Source organism: Marinomonas sp. BSi20584 (assembly GCF_002792415.1).
Classification (GTDB): domain Bacteria; phylum Pseudomonadota; class Gammaproteobacteria; order Pseudomonadales; family Marinomonadaceae; genus Marinomonas; species Marinomonas polaris.
The window spans coordinates 178,055-198,908 of sequence record NZ_KZ454868.1; the positions used below are offsets into that span (position 1 = coordinate 178,055).

The 20,854-nt window shown below is 44.2% G+C and carries 17 protein-coding genes; 6 read left to right on the plus strand and 11 right to left on the minus strand.

Features of this window, described 5'->3' with window-relative positions; translation table 11 throughout:
- Positions 1 to 35 precede the first annotated feature (35 nt).
- Entirely contained in the window at positions 36 to 1,517 is a 1,482-nt protein-coding gene (locus tag TY87_RS00885) for a carboxypeptidase M32 (protein WP_100185659.1), read from the minus strand.
- A gap of 208 nt (positions 1,518 to 1,725) precedes the next feature.
- Between TY87_RS00885 and TY87_RS00890 the strand changes: the two genes are divergently transcribed.
- Together TY87_RS00890 and TY87_RS00895 are read left to right on the plus strand one after the other, a co-directional pair.
- Positions 1,726 to 2,094 (plus strand): type II toxin-antitoxin system RelE/ParE family toxin, encoded by a 369-nt coding sequence (locus TY87_RS00890; RefSeq protein ID WP_100185660.1) that lies wholly within the window; start codon positions 1,726 to 1,728, stop codon positions 2,092 to 2,094.
- An 11-nt stretch (positions 2,095 to 2,105) separates the two neighbouring features.
- The gene (locus TY87_RS00895; protein WP_100185661.1) at positions 2,106 to 2,420 is read left to right on the plus strand and encodes an XRE family transcriptional regulator; all 315 of its coding nucleotides are present in this window, start codon (positions 2,106 to 2,108) and stop codon (positions 2,418 to 2,420) included.
- A 68-nt stretch (positions 2,421 to 2,488) separates the two neighbouring features.
- Here TY87_RS00895 and dld read toward each other — a convergent pair whose 3' ends face one another.
- The 3 genes from dld to TY87_RS00910 all read right to left on the minus strand — a co-directional run bounded on the left by dld (position 2,489) and on the right by TY87_RS00910 (position 5,877).
- Entirely contained in the window at positions 2,489 to 4,228 is a 1,740-nt protein-coding gene (gene dld, locus TY87_RS00900; RefSeq protein ID WP_100185662.1) for a D-lactate dehydrogenase, read from the minus strand.
- Between the two features lie 161 nt (positions 4,229 to 4,389).
- On the minus strand, positions 4,390 to 4,818 hold the full coding sequence (locus TY87_RS00905; RefSeq protein ID WP_100185663.1) for a BLUF domain-containing protein: 429 nt from the start codon (positions 4,816 to 4,818) through the stop codon (positions 4,390 to 4,392).
- 171 nt (positions 4,819 to 4,989) lie between these two features.
- Positions 4,990 to 5,877, minus strand: coding sequence for an alpha/beta hydrolase (locus TY87_RS00910; protein ID WP_100185745.1), 888 nt, complete (start codon positions 5,875 to 5,877; stop codon positions 4,990 to 4,992).
- A gap of 255 nt (positions 5,878 to 6,132) precedes the next feature.
- On the opposite strand from TY87_RS00910, the gene TY87_RS00915 reads away from it, so the two are divergent.
- Positions 6,133 to 7,509 carry an FAD-binding oxidoreductase gene (locus tag TY87_RS00915; protein WP_012070444.1) on the plus strand — a complete coding sequence of 459 codons (1,377 nt, stop codon included), beginning with the start codon at positions 6,133 to 6,135 and terminating at the stop codon, positions 7,507 to 7,509.
- A 97-nt stretch (positions 7,510 to 7,606) separates the two neighbouring features.
- Here the strand turns inward: TY87_RS00915 and TY87_RS00920 are convergent, their stop codons facing one another.
- From TY87_RS00920 to TY87_RS00950, 7 genes are all read right to left on the minus strand, one after another.
- The gene (locus TY87_RS00920) at positions 7,607 to 7,819 is read right to left on the minus strand and encodes a hypothetical protein (protein WP_157789858.1); all 213 of its coding nucleotides are present in this window, start codon (positions 7,817 to 7,819) and stop codon (positions 7,607 to 7,609) included.
- A 113-nt stretch (positions 7,820 to 7,932) separates the two neighbouring features.
- Positions 7,933 to 8,799, minus strand: coding sequence for a formyltetrahydrofolate deformylase (gene purU / locus TY87_RS00925; RefSeq protein ID WP_072840015.1), 867 nt, complete (start codon positions 8,797 to 8,799; stop codon positions 7,933 to 7,935).
- A 104-nt stretch (positions 8,800 to 8,903) separates the two neighbouring features.
- The gene (locus TY87_RS00930; protein ID WP_100185665.1) at positions 8,904 to 9,593 is read right to left on the minus strand and encodes a sarcosine oxidase subunit gamma; all 690 of its coding nucleotides are present in this window, start codon (positions 9,591 to 9,593) and stop codon (positions 8,904 to 8,906) included.
- Positions 9,586 to 12,621 (minus strand): sarcosine oxidase subunit alpha, encoded by a 3,036-nt coding sequence (locus tag TY87_RS00935; protein ID WP_100185666.1) that lies wholly within the window; start codon positions 12,619 to 12,621, stop codon positions 9,586 to 9,588. The genes TY87_RS00930 and TY87_RS00935 overlap by 8 nt, the downstream gene beginning before the upstream one ends.
- 12 nt (positions 12,622 to 12,633) lie before the next feature.
- Positions 12,634 to 12,927: a sarcosine oxidase subunit delta gene (locus TY87_RS00940; RefSeq protein WP_072840012.1), complete on the minus strand. Its 294-nt coding sequence runs from the start codon at positions 12,925 to 12,927 to the stop codon at positions 12,634 to 12,636.
- A gap of 32 nt (positions 12,928 to 12,959) precedes the next feature.
- Positions 12,960 to 14,213: a sarcosine oxidase subunit beta family protein gene (locus TY87_RS00945; protein ID WP_100185667.1), complete on the minus strand. Its 1,254-nt coding sequence runs from the start codon at positions 14,211 to 14,213 to the stop codon at positions 12,960 to 12,962.
- A 452-nt stretch (positions 14,214 to 14,665) separates the two neighbouring features.
- Complete coding sequence (locus TY87_RS00950; protein WP_100185668.1) at positions 14,666 to 17,032, minus strand: glycoside hydrolase family 3 N-terminal domain-containing protein; 2,367 nt, start codon at positions 17,030 to 17,032, stop codon at positions 14,666 to 14,668.
- Positions 17,033 to 17,677: 645 nt separating this feature from the next.
- Here TY87_RS00950 and TY87_RS00955 point away from each other — a divergent pair.
- The 3 genes from TY87_RS00955 to TY87_RS00965 all read left to right on the plus strand — a co-directional run bounded on the left by TY87_RS00955 (position 17,678) and on the right by TY87_RS00965 (position 20,831).
- Positions 17,678 to 18,973 carry an ABC transporter substrate-binding protein gene (locus TY87_RS00955; RefSeq protein WP_100185669.1) on the plus strand — a complete coding sequence of 432 codons (1,296 nt, stop codon included), beginning with the start codon at positions 17,678 to 17,680 and terminating at the stop codon, positions 18,971 to 18,973.
- A gap of 70 nt (positions 18,974 to 19,043) precedes the next feature.
- On the plus strand, positions 19,044 to 19,991 hold the full coding sequence (locus tag TY87_RS00960) for a carbohydrate ABC transporter permease (RefSeq protein WP_100185670.1): 948 nt from the start codon (positions 19,044 to 19,046) through the stop codon (positions 19,989 to 19,991).
- Between the two features lie 12 nt (positions 19,992 to 20,003).
- Entirely contained in the window at positions 20,004 to 20,831 is an 828-nt protein-coding gene (locus tag TY87_RS00965) for a carbohydrate ABC transporter permease (RefSeq protein WP_100185671.1), read from the plus strand.
- Positions 20,832 to 20,854 lie beyond the last annotated feature (23 nt).

The window sequence follows — 20,854 nt, forward strand, 5'->3', positions numbered from 1 at the left end:
CCCTCCCCTTGAAGAAAAGGGAGGGAACAGATCTGTCATAAATACCGCCCTTCTAGGTGTTTTCTAAAGTGCGCGGCGTTTAGGGTTTCACCTGTGGCGCGTTTGACGAGTTCATCCGTGGTGTGGAGCGAGGCTTGTGTCCAGATGTTGTCGCTGAGCCATTGGAAGATGGGGCTTAGGTCGCCGCTTTGGATAGCTGCCTCGAAGTCAACGTTTTGTATCATGGTGGCTTTGTATTGAGCCGCGTACATGGCGCCAAGTGTGTAGCTTGGGAAGTAGCCAAATGCGCCATCTGTCCAATGGATGTCTTGCATGCAGCCGTTTTTGTAGTTGTCTTTGGTGGAGATGCCAAGAGCGGCTTTCATTTTCTCATCCCACAATGCTGGTACGTCGGTGTGCTCTATTACGCCGTTGATCAAGTCACGCTCGATCTCGTAACGCATGATGACGTGTGCTGGATAGGTTAGTTCGTCCGCATCCACACGAATAAAGCCTTTTTCTACTTGGGTGTAGATTTTGTAGAGGTTTTCTTCGGCAAACACAGGGTCGTTGTGTGCGCTAAAAGCGTCGGCTGACAGTCGTGACAAGTGAGAGATAAACGGCTTGCTGCGACCAATTTGCATTTCGAAGAAAAGCGACTGAGACTCATGAATGCCCATGGAACGTGCTTCGCCGACTGGTAATCCGGCAAACGCTTTTGGTAAACCTTGTTCATAGCGCGCATGTCCAGTTTCGTGAACGATGCCCATTAAGGCTTGTACAAAGTCTTGCTCATCATAACGTGTAGTAATGCGCACGTCTGTTGGTACGCCACCGCAGAATGGGTGCACGCTCTGGTCTAGTCGGCCGCGGTCAAAGTCGAATTTCAGCAACTTCATCACTTCTAAGCCGAGGGCTTTTTGCGTTGCGGTGGAGAAAGTGCCTGATGGCAATATGATGGATTCCGATTTCTGTTTTTCCAGTACGTTTTCAATCAGTTCTGGTAACCAGGTTTTTACATCGATAAATAAGGTGTTAAGCGACTCGGTTGTAGTGCCCGGCTCGTATTTGTCGAGCATGGCATCATAAGGCGTAAGACCTAATGCAGCGCCACGAATTTTCGCTTCTTCACGAGATAAGGCGACGACTTCTTTCCAGTTCTTCTCGAAGCCTGTCCAATCGTTTTCTTGACGCTGGGAGCGCCACGCATGTTCGCATTTGGAACCCGCGATGGATTGTGCTTGTACTAAGTCTTCTGGAACGACAGTGGCTTGCTGCCATTGGCGTTTCATTTCCCGTAGGCTGGCTTTTTGTTCTGTGCTTAAGGATTCTTGCTCAGCGTTACCAAACAACTCTTCTAGCTGAGGTTGTGTCGATAGTCGGTGAATGTGAACCGATAACTCGGCCATAGCATTGGAACGTGCTTCGCTACCGCCAGATGGCATGTTCGCTGCCGCATCCCAGCCCAGCATGGCCTGAGCGTGGTTAAAATGGCTGAGTGTTTGGTAGTGTGACGTTAACTTGTCGTAGTTGGACATGGTCGTTTTCATCCTATGCGGTGTTGGTTAACCAGAACGGTATCCATTTCAGTCATCTTATTACATTGGTATAAATGGGAATAGACAAAAAACTATCTCATAACTCTATTCACAAACGAATCTAACAGGTTCAGGGTTTTAAAATATACTCTTGACAGTATATACGTTAAAGCGTATTTTTTGATCATAAAGACAGCAAGGATTGCTTATGATTTGGGAGATATTAATAACCGACGAATACGAACAATGGTTTCTTGGCTTGACGGACAAAGAGCAAGAAGACGTGCTATCAATGGTTGATGTATTAGAGATTAAAGGTCCTCAATTAGCACGACCCTATGCAGATTCTCTAAAAGGAACAAATAAGGTAAAGAACCTTAAAGAATTGAGAGTTCAGCATGCAGGAAAGCCTTATCGTGTCTTTTATGCCTTTGACCCAACAAGGAAAGCCATATTGTTATGTGGTGGCCGCAAAGATGGGAAAAAAGATAAAACCTTTTATGATAGATATATTCCGTTAGCTGAAAAAGAATTCTTAAATTACTTGAAAAATAGTGATTCAGAAAAAACAAGATAGGAGGTTTAGTTATGGCTAAGTCGATCAACGAATTACGGAAAAAAATTAAACCAGAGGTTCAAGCCGCAGCTAGAGCTAAAGCTGTTGCCATTATTACAGAGATGTCTCTTGCAGAGGTTAGAAAAAAAAGAGGCATAAATCAGGCAGATTTAGCCGGCCTTATGAATATCGCTCAGCCAAACATCTCTCAAATTGAAAATCGTCCCGATGCCCTTATCAGTACATTGAATCAATATATTGAAGCATTGGGAGGTAAGCTAGAAATACACGCCAAGTTCCCTGACGGGCAAGATATAGAAATCTCTCAATTCTCAATGATTAAGTAAAGAAGCAAAAAAACCGAGACGTTTTCAAAAGAAACGTCTCGGCTTTTTTTGTTTACTCTAACAAACGCTTATTTATGACAACCACAGCCTTTGTGTTCGTCGCTCAGTTCTTGCCAGTTTTTCAGTTTACTGGTGCCGCCGATGCCTGAGTTGAAGCTGTTGGTTGGGTCAGTTTTTTGGTAAAACTCACGCAGTGCAGGTTTCGCCATGTATTCATGACCTACGTTATGCTCGGCTGGGTATTCCGCGCCGCGGGCGTCGTAGCTGGATAGAATTTGCTTCTTCACCGCTTTGGCATCAACGCCTTTTTTCATAATGTAGTTTTGATGCATGACGTGACAGAAGAAATGCCCGTAGTACATTTTCACCGCGACTTTCTCTTCGATGTCTTTTGGTAGCTCTTCAAACCAATCGCGCTCATTACGTGGGAACGCCACGTCGATGGTCATGATGGAACCGAGCTCTTTACCATTCATGATGTGATAGCGCGTCAAGGCACCACCAGTAACGAAGCGATGCAAGATAGCTTGGTCAGCTTCACGCTTGGTACAAGCAAAGTAATCGCCTTCATTGTCTTTAAAGAAGTTGTCTAAGTACGCTTGTGCTTCTGCAACACCGTCATTGCTGGTTTCCACGATCCAATGGTGTTCGTATTTTTCACGGAAATCTTCCATGCGTTTTGGCAAATGATTCGGGAAAAGCTGACTCATGTACTGCATCATGATGTCGGAGAACTTGCTTGGCATGAACTTCAATTTGCCTGCCCATCTGTCTACGGTTCTCTTCAGAGCAAACATTTTAGGAATGTATTTGGTGCCGAGTTTATCGATCACCAAGTAGCTGTCTTTGCCATATTTTTTACTGATGTCATAGCTGCTGTTATGCATATATTCGCCAGACACAGGCAAGTTGGTAAAGGTCGATAGCATATCGCGGCGCATCTGTTCCATAACTGCAGGATCATTGGTACCGATGTAGAAAACTTGATACTTTTCAGGAATAGGAAAGGTATCGATACGCACGGCAAATACAGCAAGTTTACCCGCACAACCTGATGCTTCGTATAAACGACGTGGATCGTTGTTGAAACGTGATGGCGTCTCGGCGTCGACGTCTCGAATGCGCTCATGGTATTCGTTATCAGAGCCACGTTTATCTGGGAATTGAATGTCTTTTTCTTGGTACTTTTTGTTTTGCAGGTTGGTCAGAATTTCTTCTGGATCACTTCCTAGCTCAATGCCTAAGTTGTTCACCAATTGCAGTTCACCATCTTGGGTAACTTGGGCAAACAAAGACATTTCTGTGTATGCAGGACCACGTTGAACTAACGCGCCGCCAGAGTTGTTACACACACCACCAACAATAGATGCGCCAATACAAGAAGAGCCAATAACAGAATGCGGTTCACGACCATAAGGTTTCAGCGTGTCTTCTAAGCCAAACAGAGTACTACCCGCAAAACCGACGATTTGTTTGCCTTGATCAAGCAGCTGAATATCGTCGATGCGCATGGTGCTGATGATAACGATAGGACGATCATAGTCCGCGCCATTTGGTGTTGAACCACCAGTCAAGCCAGTATTAGCCGCTTGCATAATGACAATCACATCGGCTTTTACACAGGCTTGCAGACATTTCCAGATTTCAACTAGACTACCAGGGCGCACTACTGCATACGCTTTGCCACCACCAAGACGAAAACCCTGACTATATGGTTTTGTCTTATCTTCGTCTGTTAACGTGTATTGATTTCCGACAATGGCCTTTAACTCAGCGGCCAAATCTAAGTTGAAACTGGTATCCGTCATATTAAACTACTTCACAATGAGTCGGGAGAAAGAGGCGAGTATACTAAACTGATCAACCAGTAAAAAAAACTCCAGCAAAACAATTAGGAATCATGTGCATAAGCAATGCTTATGCAAAAGAAGAGTTACATCAACATTGAAGCTTAGATTTCCTTAAAGTCTTATTGCGATTCTGCCCTTTTTATCTCGTCTCTTATATCCAATAACAGTGACTTCGCGCTCTCGCCATTCATGTTATAGGGGTCGAAACTGATGCTTTTTGTATGCTGATAAAATAGTTCACGAAGGCTTTCTGTATTTTGTAAATAGCCCATATTCCAGCTATCGAACTCCCTGTGGGGAATTTCTTGATAATCAATTATTTCAGGCTTTTTATGGCGCGGATCAGTCGCGATTTTATGATAAATCTGGTTCACATCTTGACGCGTTCCCTCTAAACATTGGAGAAAGAACTGCCGATTAAAAGACAGCAAGCCAGTCACATTGAGGGCTTTATTTTTGACTTGTGCCACTTTAAGAATGCGGGCAATGTCATCAACCTCAAATTGCTCGGTAATAGTACTGGTATAAATAAGTCGAACTAAATCCACATTAAGCCCTTCTATACTGGATGCATTTCATAGGTCACTTACATTCAGATTATATTTTTCGTGTAAAAAAATAATGTGGAGTTTCGTAATTTTTATATGTGTTTGCTTAACTGATTAATGACCATTAAAAGATTTAAGCACCATCTTAACTAAGCAAAATGTCAGTACACTTTAATCTTCCACTGTTACGGCATTCGCTCCATGGCGCTGAAAGAATTCATCAACATCATCTACAATAGGCGCTTTGCTTTTCAAAAACCAAACCAGGCTAGCCACCATGTCGGCATGACCAACACCTTGGTAAATTTTGCTCTCAACTGCGCCCTGCTCAAGGTTAATTTTCGTAATCAGTTTATCCATATTGCTTTTGCCAACGATGGTATCGTCAGCGCCCCAAAGCAATAGCATTGGCGGCTCTTTGCCATCAATGAATGTCGTTACCTGCATATTTGGATAGTTTTCTGGTGGACCAAACATGTCCATATAATCTTCTTCGTAAGGCACAAAATCATAGGGGCCAGATAATCCAGCAAAGGCGTTTATAATAGATGGCGTTAAGCCTTCCGCTTGCAAGTAATGTATATCCGCTGTGACCATTGCGCCAATGTGCGCACCAGCAGAATGCCCTGCAACAAATAAACGCTTAGGGTCGCCTTGGTATTGGGCAATATGGCGATACGTCCAAGCAATCGCCTTGGCGCCATCTTCAACAAAGGTCGGAAATTTTACCTGTGGGTATTTGCTGTAATCTGCAATCACAGTGATGTAGCCTTTTTTCGCGAAAGCTTCACCGACAAAGGGATACATGTCTTTTGATCCATCTTTCCAGCTACCACCATAAAAGAAAACCACAACAGGAAGAGATTGACCAGAAGAGTATTGACCAGAAGAATGAGGAGGAACATAAATATCTAGTTTTTGCCAAGGCTCTGATCCATAAGCAATATCATTTGTCGTTTCGGTATCACTAAAGGTATTGGGTAAATTGGCTACGCCCAACCCAACTTTCGTACAGGCAACGAGTAGTAAAGAACTCAGCGCCACACATACTTTTTTCACCTTCAAAATTGGCCTCTTGAATGTCTAAAAATGAATTCGTCAGAGTTTGATACGTTACATAGAGATAAATAGACCAAAATTTATAATTAGATTAATGTCATGAACTCAAAAACAGCGCATTTTTATTTTGAAAATAGTCTTACCATACTTTCATAATGTAGACTCTAAACACAAAAATATAAGCCAAATACATAAAGTGGCGATTAAGGCTCTACTCAAACAACAATAATTACTGACTAACTTTAGGTACTATTAATGAACGATATCATCACGCAACTAACGGATGCACTTGGGGAAAAAACGGTTATCACTGGCTCCTCAATTAGTGAAAAATACAAAACGGATTGGAGCGGCGTGAAGGGGTTATTGCCTATTGCGGTTATTAGAGCATCTTCAACTGAAGACGTGGCCAGCACGTTAAAAATCTGTAATGACAACAAACAGCCTGTCGTAATCCAAGGCGGTATGACTGGCATTAGTGCTGGCGCTGTACCGCAAAACAATGAAATTGCCATTTCATTAGAAAGAATGTCTGGCGTCATCGAAATTGATACAGATTCCATGACCATAACCGCTCACGCAGGAACTCCCTTACAAGTTCTACAAGAAGCCGCAGAAGAAGTCGGCTTATGCTTGCCTTTAGATATGGGCTCTCGTGGTACTTGTACAGCTGGTGGTGTGGTTTCAACTAATGCGGGTGGCAATCAAGTCATTCGTTACGGTTCAACCCGTGCCTTAGTGCTTGGTCTAGAAGCCGTTCTTCCAAATGGAACTATTATTAGCTCTCTCAATAAAATGCTAAAAAATAACGCCGGATTTGATCTAAAGCACTTATTTATTGGCTCAGAAGGCACATTAGGAATTGTCACAAAAGTCGTGATGCGACTCTATCCAAAAGCAAACTCTGTACAAACCGCCCTTTGCGCCCTCTCTAATTTCTCCGATGTCTTAGCCTTGCTGAAGAAAAGCTATTCCTCATTAGGTGATGGTGTTACTTCATTCGAGGTGATGTGGGCAAATTATTTTGACGAAGTCATTGATACAGTTGAACAGGCAGCCAGCCCATTTCAACAAAGCTATCCTTTTTACGCCCTGATTGAATACCAAGGCCAAGATCACCAGCAGGATAATGAAAAGTTCTCGTCTGTATTATTCGAAACAATGGAATCAGGTTTAGTGGCAGATGCTGTCATTGCTCAATCCGCCAAACAGACAGCTTCCTTCTGGCAAATTCGTGACGGAATCGGCGAGCTACTTGCCACTATGGGTCCAGTAGTTAATACCGATATCAGTGTGCCAATCAGCCAGATGAAAAACTTCGTAGAACAACTTGAATCGTCACTCTACGAGGCTTTCCCAACCATCAAATTACGTATCTTTGGCCACATTGGTGACAGTAACCTACACCTTTGTGCTGGAACTGGTTTAGCAGAAGACCTAGATGCCATCTCGGCAAATATCATGAATATGACAGGTCAATTTAAAGGCTCAGTTTCCGCAGAACATGGCATAGGTGTATTGAAGAAAAAGTACTTACATTATTCAAGAACACCAGAAGAAATCGAACTGATGCGAGCTCTAAAAAACACCATGGATCCAAACGGAATTTTAAACGCAGGTCGAGTGATTTAAAAACACTACCTACAAGGATCGAACAATTCTCAGAGTTTAAAAAAGTCGCCATACTCAAAAGACAAAGTATGGCGACTTTTAACATTACTAAAGATAATTAAGCCATTACATTGATGCGTTGTCCGATAGTCTGCCCACTCAAATTCGTAGTAGGCGAACTTACTTGTGTTTGGTTGACATTGAAATCATCGCTGTCTCCATCATTTTCGGGAGCAGATACAGGCTCACTCGCTTCTTGTGCGGAATAATTTGCTCTAGGAAGGCTCAATCCGCTCACAAGTGATGAGTTCATGCTTGAACTAACATTCATTGCTTTTCCTCCAGTATGGAAGACTACTAAAATTAATAGTCCAACACACATTAGCACTCATTTCTGAACCCAACCTGAACGCTAAAAAGATAAATCTGTACTTTAAAAAATATCTACCCACCAAACACAACGGTGCGTTTACCATTCAAGAACACACGTTTTTCTACGTGGCATTTCACCGCGTTAAATAAGGTGACACGTTCGATGTCTTGGCCTTTAGCGATAAGATCTTCCGCGTAATGAGCATGGTTAACTACTTGAATGCCTTGAGAGATAATCGGACCTTCGTCGAGGTCATTGTTAACGTAGTGAGCGGTTGCTCCAACCATTTTCACGCCTTTTTCCCATGCTTGATGATAAGGTCGAGCGCCTTTAAATCCTGGCAATAAAGAGTGATGGATATTAATCGCGCGACCATCAAGGTATTCACACATGCTTGGAGAAAGCACTTGCATGTAACGCGCTAGCACGACTAATTCGGTATCGTATTGCTCGATTAATTCTCGCACTTGCGCTTCTTGTTCTAGCTTGGTGTCGGCGGTAATTGGCAAGTGGTAGTACGGAATGCCGTGCCATTTCGCAAGGTCTTCTAAATCAGGGTGGTTGGAGATAATGACCGTAACGTCGATATTCAATTGCCCAGTACGAAAGCGATACAACAAGTCATTCAAACAATGATCGTATTTCGACACCATGATCGCGACTTTCGGTTTGTGGTTTGGTGCAGTTAACGACCAATCCATATCAAACTCAGCGGCGCGTTCTGCAAATTCCGCTTTGAACACGTCGGAATTGAAATCGGCATGTTGTGGTAAGAATTCTATGCGGATAAAAAAACGACCAGATTCTCGGTCATCAAAGGAGTGTATTTCATCAACATAGTTACCGGCTTGCGCCATGTATCGAGTAACTACGTCGACCGTTCCGATGATGCTTGGGCAGCTAGCGGTAAAAATCCAAGGCGCGGTTTTTGATTTCATAAAATAGTCTCTTATTGTCTTAAGCTTTTTACGTCACGAAAAAGGCCGACCACCAAAAAAGTGGCCAACCAAAACCGTGAAATACATAAGTGAGTGAGAGGAAATTAGGCTTTTACGACCAAACCGTATTCTCGACTGGCGTCTTGAATCCATAGCCAGAGATAATCGGCAAAGCTACGTCGCACGACTAATTCGAATTGATCATCTGCTAATCGACAAATCATCGCGCCGCTTTTAGCAAATACCGTAGACACTACTTTGCCAACTGGAAATTCACTCGCATGCAAATCCACTGGTGTCGACTTTTTCAGCATCCCGACCACATGACTGCCAGACACTTCAAAGATAGTGGTGCCGCCGCTGATGTTCACTAATGAGAAATGCCCCATCAGTTTGTCATGAAAGCTACTTTCTATTTCAAACGCTTTATCACCTTCAACAATAATCAGCCATTCATCAGGTGATACCCAACGTACAGAGACCTTTCCTATCAATGAATCATCTTTGGTGACAGAAGTAAGCGGCTGCATTGGCAATGCCACGCCCAATAAGGACTTAATCATTTCTTGCTGCTCTGTAGATGGCAGGCAACGCAAGGTTAATAATCCCATCAGCTTGCGTTCATGAAAATGCACGCCGCCTTCTTGCGGGCCGTGTTCTGCAATACTAGCAAGATCCGCATGATGCAAAGGGCTTTCACCAATTCCGCTTAATTCTGCTGATAAAGGCACTTGGTTCATCACCAATTTGTCAGTTGCTTCTAACTCAACAGCTTCTACTTTGACATCAGACATTTTGACGTTCCCCTTTTGGATCTAAGAATACTGGGCTACAAATTTCCGCTTCGATAACACGACCATCAGCCAATGGGTAAAAGACTTTTTCACCCATTTTTTCCAGTCCGCCTTTAACAAAGCCCATTGCCACAGAACGCTTCAAGTTCGCACTCCAATAGCTAGACGTTACATGCCCAACCATCGGCATTGGAATCGGAGCTTTCGGATCTAATACGCCTTGTGCGCCTTCTGGCAAGACGACATTTGGATCAATGGTTTTCAAACCCACCAGCTGCTTACGATCCGCGCGAACACAGTCTTCGCGCTGCATCCCGCGCTTACCGATAAAGCTAAACGGCTTCTGCATAGATACCGCCCAAGGCATGCCTAAATCAAACGGATGCACAGAACCATCGGTATCTTGCCCCGCAATGATAAAGCCTTTTTCCGCACGCAATATATGCATGGTTTCCGTGCCGTATGGCGTCAAATTGAACTCTTTGCCATGTTCGAACAAGGTCTTCCAAACGTGTAATCCGTAGTTTGCCTGTACGTTGATCTCGAACGACAATTCACCTGTAAAGGAAATTCGGAACACACGAGCAGGAATACCACCCGCAACCGTCATCGCTTTCCAATCCATGTAAGCGAAGTTTTCTTTCGATACATCAAAATCAGTAATTTTTTCCAACAATTTGCGGCTGTTTGGGCCCGAAATCGTCATAGTTGACCAATGATCGGTCACCGAGGTGAAGTAGACCTCCATCTCTGGCCATTCGGTTTGGTGATAAATCTCTAACCAAGACAATACGCGAGCTGCGCCGCCTGTCGTTGTGGTCATCAAGAAATGATTTTCCGCCAAGCAAGACGTCACACCGTCATCAAATACCATGCCGTCTTCACCGCACATTAAGCCGTATCGACATTTGCCTACGGCCAATTTCGCCCATGCGTTGGTATAAACTCGACCTAAAAATTCGCGTGCGTCTTTGCCTTGAATATCGATTTTACCCAAGGTAGATGCATCCAAAATACCGACCGATTCACGAGTCGCTAAACACTCACGATTTAACGAGTCTTGCATGGTTTCATTGCCTTGCGGGTAATACCAAGCTCGCTTCCATTGACCGACATCTTCAAATTTCGCGCCACGTTCCACATGCCAAGCATGCATCGCTGTATAGCGTTTCGGATCAAACAATTCACCACAATCACGTCCGGCAATCGCGCCAAACGTCACCGGCGTGTAGTTCGGACGGAAAATCGTCGTGCCAGTTTCTGGAATGGTTTGCTTAAGCATTTTCGCCGCAATCGCCATACCGTTAATGTTACCTAGCTTGCCTTGGTCTGTACCAAAGCCCATCGCGGTATAACGCTTAACATGTTCAATAGATTCAAAGCCTTCACGACACGCCAGCTCTATGCCTGCTGCGGTTACGTCGTTCTGATAATCGACAAACTGTTTAGGCGCTTTTGATGTCGGTTTAGTGTGTGGAATATGGAACAAAGCCATAGCTTTGCCCTCTTCGATCACGTCGGCTTCTGGCAAGGCAACATCAGGCTTATCTAAACCTAAATGAGCCAAGGCATCACAAGCTGCGCTCAAGCCTTCTTCTAACACTTGTACTGTGCTGAACGCACCATTAATCGCACCAGCTGTGAGTTGTTTCTGAACCGTTGCACCCGGTGTGAAACCAACAATGTCGTCGTTCCAAACAGGACGAGCGCCAGTATGACAAGACAAGTGAATAACCGGACTCCAGCCGCCAGACGTGGCAACCGTATCTGCCATCATTTTCACAACGGAGCCAACAATCCCATCGCCAGCCTCGTTTAATGGCGCAATAGAAACACCAGTAACACGTTTGCTGCCATGAGCTTCAATCACACCAGAGCTAACAAGAATGCTAATACCACGTTCGCGGGCTGCTTCAACGAAGGTGCCTTGTGGATTCTTACGAGAATCAACAATCGCTACTACGTTACGTCCTGCATCGTGCCAATCCAGCGCGGTGCGATAGGCATTGTCATTCGATGTCATCAAGACTAAATCTTTGCCTGGCGCGACGCCGTAACGGTTGATATAGGTCGACACTGCATTGGCAACCATGCAACCCGGCAAATCGTTATTGCCATAAACCAAAGGACGCTCATGAGCACCTGTTGCCAAGATCACCCATTTGGCACGCACACGATGCAAGCGCTGAGCGATTTGACCATTAGGCGCGCGATCTGCAAATTGATCGGTACAATGCTGTTGAATGGTTAAGAAGTTATGATCGTGATAGCCGTTTACCTGAGAATTCGGCAGCATCAAGACATCGTCAAAGCCTGACAATTCTTCCACAACTTCAGCGATCCATTCTGCGGCCGGTTTGCCATTCAGCGTTTCTGTACTGCTTAGCAAGCTTCCGCCAAATTCGTTTTGCTCGTCGGCAATAATGACTCGTGCGCCAGCGCGTGCTGCAGTTAATGCCGCTATTAGACCCGCTGGACCTGCGCCAACAATCATAACGTCGCAATGTTGATTCATCTTGTCGTAGATGTCTGGATCATTTTCCTTTGGTGCGCGACCAAGACCGGCGGCTTTACGAATGTAAGATTCGTAGGTTTCCCACATGGATTTTGGGTACATGAAAGTTTTGTAGTAAAAACCCGGTGGCATCATTTTCCCACCGATCTTTCCTACCCAGCTCATCAAGTCTGTATCGACATTCGGCCAACCGTTTGTCGTGCTGGCAACCAAACCATTGTAAAGAGACTGCTGAGTCGCACGCACATTAGGAATTTGTGTCGCTTCAGTCGAGCCAATTTGCATGATGGCGTTTGGCTCTTCAGCGCCCGCAGCGACGATGCCGCGCGGACGACTGTATTTAAAACTGCGACCAACAATATCAATGCCATTCGCCAACAAGGCTGAGGCCAAGGTATCGCCTTCGAAGCCTTTGTATTGTTTGCCGTTGTAGGTAAAAGTCAGCGGTTTAGAGCGATCAATTCTTCCGCCATCTTGGAGACGATTAGACTGCTTACTCAAATCTTGTGTCATTGTGTCGCTCCTCTATTTCGCTTCGTTGGCCACAATAGATGGCTTTTCGCCAACCTTGTAGACTTCTAGAATTTCGTAAGTGTGAGTATTACGAGTGATGTTGAAATACTTACGACAACCCGCTCCATGAACCCAAAGCTCATGATGTATTCCGCGTGGATTGGCACGAAAATACATAAATTCGCCCCACTCTTTATCTGTGCAAGCATCTGGGTCTAATGGGCGCGGAATATGCGCCTGACCAGACGCATGAAACTCTTCTTCCTCGCGGTATTCACAACAATGCGGGCAATAAATATGAAACATGGTACTTCTCTCCTTATTCGGTCTTAGCCCGCTTAATGTGCTACGCCAGCTGCGCCGTGTTCATCCACCAGCGCACCGTTATGGAAACGGAACATAGAAAAAGGTTTCGCCAATGGGTGCATTTCGCCCTTCGCCAAAGACGCGGCAAATACATGGCCTGAGCCTGGTGTCGCTTTAAAACCGCCTGTTCCCCAACCACAGTTGAAGTACAAGTTTTTCACTGGCGTTTCACTGATAATCGGACACGCATCTGGACACGTATCAACGATACCGCCCCATTGACGATTCATACGCACACGGCTAAACACTGGGAACATTTCGACAATCGCCTGAATCGTATGCTCGATAGTGGAATAAGAACCACGCTGGCCATAGCCGTTGTAACCATCAATCCCCGCGCCAATTACTAAATCGCCTTTGTCCGATTGCGACGCATAACCATGTACTTGGTTAGACATGACAACAGTATCGAGAATCGGCTTGATAGGTTCAGACACCAAGGCTTGTAAAGGATGGGACTCTAAAGGCAATTCAAAGCCGCCCATTTTCGCTAAGACGCTAGAGTTACCCGCCACCACGCAACCCACTCGATCCGCTCGTATCTCGCCATAACGCGCAGTACGCACACCGACGACTGTGCCGTCTTCGATAATTAGGTCTTCCACTTCGGTTTGTTGAATCAGATCCACACCACGAGTATCGGCACCACGGGCAAAGCCCCAAGCAACGGCATCGTGACGAGCAACACCTGCACGTGGTTGCCAAGACGCGCCCATCACTGGATATCGCGCGCGATCAGAACAATCCAACACAGGCACGATTTCTTTCACTTGCTGAGCATCTAATACTTCGCCATCAATGCCATTTAAACGGTTGGCATTTACGCGGCGCTCGATATCACGCATGTCTTGCAAGGTGTGACCAAGGTTCAAACAGCCACGCTGAGAAAACATTACGTTGTAGTTCAAATCCTGTGACAAACCTTCCCACAATTTCATCGAATGCTCGTAAAGGTGAGCAGCCTCGTCCCACAAGTAATTGGAGCGGACAATGGTGGTATTTCGAGCAGTGTTACCACCACCCAAAAAACCTTTTTCAATCACCGCGACATTGGTGACACCAAATTCTTTCGCCAAGTAATAGGCCGTTGCCAAACCATGACCACCGCCGCCGACGATGATCACATCGTATTTCTTTTTCGGGGTTGGATTGCGCCACACCCGCTGCCAATTCTCGTGATGGCTAAAACTGTGCTTTAACAACCCAAAGCCGGAATAATGCTGCATCAGATCAGCTCCTTAGATAAATAATCGTTTCAACGATCATCGTGACATGGTTAAAAAAGGTTGCAGCGTCTTAGTCAACCAAGATGTCAGCCAAGACGCCATAGATTAAGCGTTCACCGTGATAATAGAGATAAAGATTTCTACCCTAATGCTTGGAAGCGTCCAGCGAATGACAATTTACGACAGAGAAGATGACGGCTTTGGATATGGCTTCGCAGAGGACGAACGAGAGGGCTAAATATAGGACGAAAGAGAAGACAAAAGAGAGGACAAATAATTACGCTTCTGACAGACAAATGCGTAGTGTAAGTCACTGGCAATAACAGGATGAGATCTGGGAAGTTAACCGATGTGAGACAAGCGCTGTTCGGCTCATCTCACATGGTTTTTCAGGCTCACATGTTTTTCAGGCTCACATGTTTTTCAGGCTCACATGTTTTTTCAGGCAAAGATCAATGTAGTTTATGGTAAGAATGACAAAGCATATTCCAGTATTGCGGCAATACCCTATTGTCTCCAATCACGTCTACCGTTTGATTGAACAGAATATTCGTCGCGGACTTGCCAATCATAATGTCGAACTCACCAGCTTCTACCATTCTCTGATGAGCAGAATTAGTGAAATTCAGCATATCAACAGGTAACTCAAACACGACAGTAGTTGAAGCGCCAGCAGGCAAATCAACCCGCTGAAAGCCTTTTAACTCACGAATCGGCCGAACCAAAGAACACAGCTTATCTTTCACGTAAAGTTGCACGACCTCGCAACCAGCTCGATTACCGATGTTTTCAAGCTCGACTGATACTCTAATCACGCCATCTTCAATCGACACCTGCTTGTCTTCGATCTGCATATTTTTATAAGCAAAGTCAGTGTAAGTCAGGCCGTAACCAAAGTTATATTTCGACCCAAAATGATAGGCGATGGGCGTTCCACCGCTTTTGAGTTTATGGTTATAAGAATAAGGCACAGCGCCAGCATTTTTAGGAATCGATAGGGTTAATCGCCCAGATGGTGATTGTTTACCGACAATAATATCCGCAATCGCTCTTGCGCCTTCTTGACCCGGAGCCCAACCAAATAAGACCGCAGCGGCTTTTTCTTCTGCACCATTTAAGTTGTATGGCCTTCCACCCGTAACCAAAATAATTACCGGTTTACCTGTGGCAATCGCTTCGTCAATTAACTGCTGTTGCACGCCCGGCAAATCTAAACTGTCGGTATCCGATCCTTCGCCCACGGTTCCTGTCTGGAACAAACCAGCAAGATCCCCCACACAAACAATCGCCACATCCGCTTGCTCGACCGTTTCAATCGCTTGTTTAATTTGGCTGGTATCTCGTGATACTGGAGACGTCATGGTTTGATTCATGGCCAAATCTACATCGCCTGGGAAGACCGGAGCATTGCTATGACGCTCCGTTAAAATATCGCAACCTTTGCTGTATAAAACTTGCGGAAATTCATTCTGCAGCGCTTCTAAAATAGTCGGACATACCTTGCTACTGTCATCAACGCTGCTCAAAATTAGATGCACCGGAAAACTATAACCACCAAGCAAGGCCAATTGGTCATCTGCTGTTGGGCCAATGACGGCGATTTTTTGTTGGCTATTTAGAGGTAAGCCAGCGTTGTTTTCCAACATAACGACCGACTGTAAAGCGACTTGATAGGCAAGCTCTGTGGCTTTTGCGCTTTGAAGCTCTATGGGAGATTCATTGCAATATGGATGTTCAAATAAGCCCATTTCAAATTTTACTTTCAAGATTCGAGTGACTATCTCATCAATTTTCTGCTCATCAATCAGGCCTCGTTGCAGTGCCGAGTTTAACTGGCTGGAACAAGCATCATCTGGCAATTCAATGTCTAATCCAGCATTGAACGCCAACGCGGCCGCATGCGCGTTATCCGCTGCAATGCCATGATGACTCGCCAATAACTCAACACCGCCATAATCCGCCACAATCAAGCCATCAAAGCCCCATTGATTACGCAGCACTTCGGTTAATAAATGGTATGAGGCATGACAAGCTTCGTTATCTATATCGTGATATGCAGGCATCAACGAACCTGCTTTGCCGAGTTTTACCGCCATTTCAAAGGGCAACAGAAAGGTGTCGTTTAGTTCTTTAAAGCCCAAATGTACGGGAGCATGGTTGCGCGCGCCTTCGCTAAAAGAATGACCAACATAATGTTTTAGAGTAGCAAGAAGGTCGCGCTTTTCGCCTTGTAGACCTTTAACGTATTCTGTCGCTAACACGCCAACATGATAAGGATCTTCACCCAGCGTTTCTTCTGTTCTGCCCCAGCGCACATCGCGAGATACATCCAGCACTGGCGCTAATCCATGATGAGCTCCGACAAGACGAGTCTGCTCGCCAATGGCTTGAGCAACTTGGTATATAAGTTGTGGATTCCAAGTGTGGCCATAGTTAAGAGAGGAAGGAAACAGAGTCGAACCTTTCGCCATCAGCCCCACTAAACACTCTTCGTGTGACATAGCGGGAATGCCCAAGCGTGTTTCTTCGACGAGATACTTTTGCAATTGATTTAACGCTTTGACGCCATCATTGGGGCTAATGACTTGTGTACCCAATGGACGAGTAATTTGACCTAAACCATGTTTTAGACGCTCTTGAATCGGTTTACGCTCCCCTTGAGCACCCATCTCAAAATCGCGGTCTTGATGGTTTCCATCTGGCGCTAAAATCAACCATTGCGCACCAAACTGAGCAATTTTTTCCTCTAACGTCATGCGCGCTAGCAAATCATCCACTCGCTGCTGCACGGTAAAACTTGAGTTTTTATAAACTTCCATATAACGAATACCTTAATAAGCAAAACATGAAATCTATTTATATTTATAATCATAGCGCTATTTTGTAGAGCCAAGCGCTGCTCTTTCTTATTCTATAGATGGCACTCTATAGCTAGCAGTTAATTACTAGGTTAATGAGACCTTTTTTCCCACAAGATCATCAAAATTAACATTATGTAATATCTCAAATCCGCTACGTTATTTCACATGGACAAGTCAGGCTCCGTCTTCAAGCGTCATCACTTCAAAACGATCCTCAAACCAAGCTTCCACAGTAAGTCTTCATCGCAATTTAAAAATAAAAAAACATTTAAAATCATAAATTTAACGAAAAATAGTTCATTGTTTAAAATGAGTTTTTATAAGATATAAAGCATAACCAACAAATAAATGAACTTGATTATCAAATTTCATAATTGAGCAAAGAAGGATATGCGGCAATGATCAAGCCACTAAAATTCTGTTAGGAATGAATATCATGATCAAATCGTTAAAAAATCACTTAACGACTTAATAAACTGAATTTGAAAAAGATTTTAAGATAAATATAAAGTCATTGATTATTCAACTAAAAAACCACCAACAATTAGTTTTTAAAATAAAAGAAAAGCACGATCAGATTAATAATAAAAAAGGACGTTCTTTATGTGTTACCAAAATAACAACAAGACTCATGACCTTAAAAAGAACTGGAAAAAAATCTTTTATCCAGTTGCCATCGCTGCATCACTAACCTCTTCATTCACTTGGGCTGATACCACGATCCGTATGCTTCACCTTGAAGCAGATCCGAAAGTCGTCGCCATTTGGCAGCAAGTGGCAAATGACTATGAAAAAGCCAATCCAGGTCAACACGTCAAACTGGAATATTTAGAAAACGAGGCCTTCAAACAGAAGCTGCCAACGCTTCTTCAGTCCGATCAGCGCCCTGACATTTTCTACAGCTGGGGCGGCGGAAACTTTCAAACTCGCGTTGATGCGGGATTATTGAAAGATGTCACCAAAGAGATGAAAGACATTAAACCTAGGTTCTCAGAAGCTAGCTTTAATGCGTTTAATTACAAAGGAAAACAGTACGGTCTTCCTTACATGGTTAGCCAAGTCGGCTTTTGGTACAACAAAAGCTTATTCCAAAAAGCGGGTGTTGATGCCGCTAAAATCGTCACTTGGGATGACTTCCTAGGCACAATCAAAAAACTCCAAAAAGCAGGCATTACACCGATCACTACAGCTGGTGGTGATAAATGGCCCGTGCAGTTTTATTGGGCACTACTGACTATGCGCCAAGCTGGTCAACAAGGCATTCAAGATGCCATCGACAAAAAAGGCGATGGATTCGCTGGTGAAGACTTCATTAAAGCGGGTGAAGAGCTAAAACGTTTAGTCGCATTAAAACCTTTCCAACCAGGTTATTTAGCCGCTTCTTTTGGTGATTCCTCTGGTAACTTTGGTGACGGTAAAGCCGCCATGCAACTAATGGGTGATTGGAACTATTTATTCCAAGCTCAGCAATCCATCAGTGGTGAAGGTGTTGGTGATAACAATTTAGGCTGGATGAACTTCCCTGCCTTAAAAGATGGCAAAGGCAAAGCAACCGATACGCTAGGAGGCATTGCTGGTTGGGTGCTTACCTCTGAAGCAAGCCCTGAATCCGTTCAGTGGTTAAAGTATTTTTCTAATATCGATATGCAAAAACACCTAGCCAAGATCAACATGATTATTCCTGTTGTGAAAGGTGCGGATGTTGCCATTGAAAACCCATTTAAAAAGCGCATTGCACAAAACATCGCTAACTCTACTTGGCATCAATTGTTTTATGACCAAGCATTTGGTGCAAACGTAGGTAGCGTCGTGAACGACATTTCCGTTGGTATTGTTAGTAACTCGCTTACTCCTGAGGAAGCAGCAGAGCAAGTACAAGAAGCGTGGGAATTTGAATAACGCTGAATAAGCATTAATCGACTAATACAGCCAACTTAAGTTGGCTGTTCTCACTTTCACGAGGCTTGCTATGAGTAATGATGTCACCACTATTGGAAAGCGCTCCAGTACTTCTTCAAACCAAAATGTCTCACGTTGGTTTAAAAAAAATAATCACGGTAACCGCTTACTGACGTTGGTTTTGTTTTTACCACCTGCTTTATTGCTGTTTACTATTTTTGTTATTTTGCCGATTGGTGAGGCGGGGTATTACAGCCTATTCCGCTGGAATGGCTATGGTGAACCGAGTCAATGGGTAGAATTCAGCAACTATGTCCGTTTGTTTAAACACGGTGCTTTTGATACTGCGGTATGGAACACCTTCAAGATCATTCTTATTTCATTGGTTATTCAGTTGCCTTTAGCACTAATTATTGCTTTGTCTATTTATAAAAAAAGTTGGGCAAATAGCCTATTCCGCCTCATTTTCTTTTTGCCTTATATTTTGGCAGAAGTGGCTGCAGGTCTTATTTGGCGTTTTGTTTTTGATGGCGATTACGGCGTGATGGCGAGATTTACCGAGGCGCTTAATACCGATACTTGGTACATATTGGCGGATAAAAACTGGGCATTTGTGGCCATTCTTGTGGTGCTTGTTTGGAAGTATTTCGGCTTCCACATGATGATTTATATTGCTGCGCTACAAGGCGTCCCTAAAGATCTTATTGAAGCAAGCAAGCTCGATGGTGCCAGCCGTTTTCAGGCGATTTGGTATGTAAAGATTCCGCTCATTATGTCGGGAATCACGATATCCATCTTTTTCAGTATTCTGGGGGCACTACAAACCTTCGATCTCATTATGCCTCTCACCGGTGGTGGACCATCTAATAGCACTCATACCTTGGTTTCTTATCTATATACATTTGGTATTACCAGAATGAATGTTGGCTTTGGTAGTGCGGTGGGTGTGGTGTTGTTTATTTGCTGTGTGATTTTTGCCTTCACATACCAAAGCACCATTATGAAAGACAAAAAATAAAAGGAACACCCTATGTTAGCAATGCGAAGAATATCTTGGGGGAAATACATCTTCCTAATCTTGGTCGCTGGCTTTGTATTAGTCCCTATGTTTGCCACTGTGCTCGGTGGGTTCAAAAGCTTAGGCGAATTACGCACCAACCCATTTGGCTTACCAGATGTTTGGGAGTTTGAATATTACGCACAAGTTTTTGCCAATGGTTCCATTTGGCAGCTGATGAAAAACTCACTGATTATTGCGTTTTTCTCGGTACTACTGACCCTTATCATCGGCACCATGACGGCGTTTACGTTTTCCCATATTAAGTTCGCGGGTTATAAATACATCTATAACTACTTCTTAATTGGCATGATGTTTCCTGCGGCCGCGGCGATACTTCCCTTGTTCCTAAAGATCCGTGATCTCGGTCTATTGGATAGTTTATCTGGCGTCGTTATTCCCCAAGTAGCATTCGGCTTAGGCTTCAGCATTTTGTTGTTCCGCACCTTTTTCGAACAGCTGCCAGCTGAGCTGTTTGATGCGGCTCGTGTCGATGGTTGCAGCTATATCAAATTTTATTGGCATGTGATCCTGCCGCTATCCACTCCAATACTCGCCACCGTTGGTGTATTTGTCTTGGTCGCCAGTTGGAATAATTATTTATTGCCGTTGTTGGTACTAAACACAGAGCAACAATACCCATGGACGCTGGGCATCATGCAATATCGTGGCGAATATGGCATCGAATGGAACCGCATACTTGCCTATGTCACCGTGACCATCACTCCTGCCATCGTATTTTTCTTATTTGCTCAAAAATACATTGTTGAAGGCTTAACTGGCGGCGCCGTAAAAGGCTAACCCAACTAAATAGAATAATAAGG

What these genes read in the sequence shown, in the direction of transcription:
- TY87_RS00885 (WP_100185659.1), bottom strand. Translation starts at nt 1,517, where the DNA reads ATGTCCAACTACGACAAGTTAACGTCACACTACCAAACACTCAGCCAT.
- TY87_RS00895 (WP_100185661.1), top strand. Translation starts at nt 2,106, where the DNA reads ATGGCTAAGTCGATCAACGAATTACGGAAAAAAATTAAACCAGAGGTT.
- TY87_RS00890 (WP_100185660.1), top strand. Translation starts at nt 1,726, where the DNA reads ATGATTTGGGAGATATTAATAACCGACGAATACGAACAATGGTTTCTT.
- purU (WP_072840015.1), bottom strand. Translation starts at nt 8,799, where the DNA reads ATGAAATCAAAAACCGCGCCTTGGATTTTTACCGCTAGCTGCCCAAGC.
- TY87_RS00960 (WP_100185670.1), top strand. Translation starts at nt 19,044, where the DNA reads ATGAGTAATGATGTCACCACTATTGGAAAGCGCTCCAGTACTTCTTCA.
- TY87_RS00945 (WP_100185667.1), bottom strand. Translation starts at nt 14,213, where the DNA reads ATGCAGCATTATTCCGGCTTTGGGTTGTTAAAGCACAGTTTTAGCCAT.
- TY87_RS00930 (WP_100185665.1), bottom strand. Translation starts at nt 9,593, where the DNA reads ATGTCTGATGTCAAAGTAGAAGCTGTTGAGTTAGAAGCAACTGACAAA.
- TY87_RS00920 (WP_157789858.1), bottom strand. Translation starts at nt 7,819, where the DNA reads ATGAATGTTAGTTCAAGCATGAACTCATCACTTGTGAGCGGATTGAGC.
- TY87_RS00955 (WP_100185669.1), top strand. Translation starts at nt 17,678, where the DNA reads ATGTGTTACCAAAATAACAACAAGACTCATGACCTTAAAAAGAACTGG.
- TY87_RS00935 (WP_100185666.1), bottom strand. Translation starts at nt 12,621, where the DNA reads ATGACACAAGATTTGAGTAAGCAGTCTAATCGTCTCCAAGATGGCGGA.
- TY87_RS00950 (WP_100185668.1), bottom strand. Translation starts at nt 17,032, where the DNA reads ATGGAAGTTTATAAAAACTCAAGTTTTACCGTGCAGCAGCGAGTGGAT.
- TY87_RS00915 (WP_012070444.1), top strand. Translation starts at nt 6,133, where the DNA reads ATGAACGATATCATCACGCAACTAACGGATGCACTTGGGGAAAAAACG.
- TY87_RS00940 (WP_072840012.1), bottom strand. Translation starts at nt 12,927, where the DNA reads ATGTTTCATATTTATTGCCCGCATTGTTGTGAATACCGCGAGGAAGAA.
- TY87_RS00965 (WP_100185671.1), top strand. Translation starts at nt 20,004, where the DNA reads ATGTTAGCAATGCGAAGAATATCTTGGGGGAAATACATCTTCCTAATC.
- dld (WP_100185662.1), bottom strand. Translation starts at nt 4,228, where the DNA reads ATGACGGATACCAGTTTCAACTTAGATTTGGCCGCTGAGTTAAAGGCC.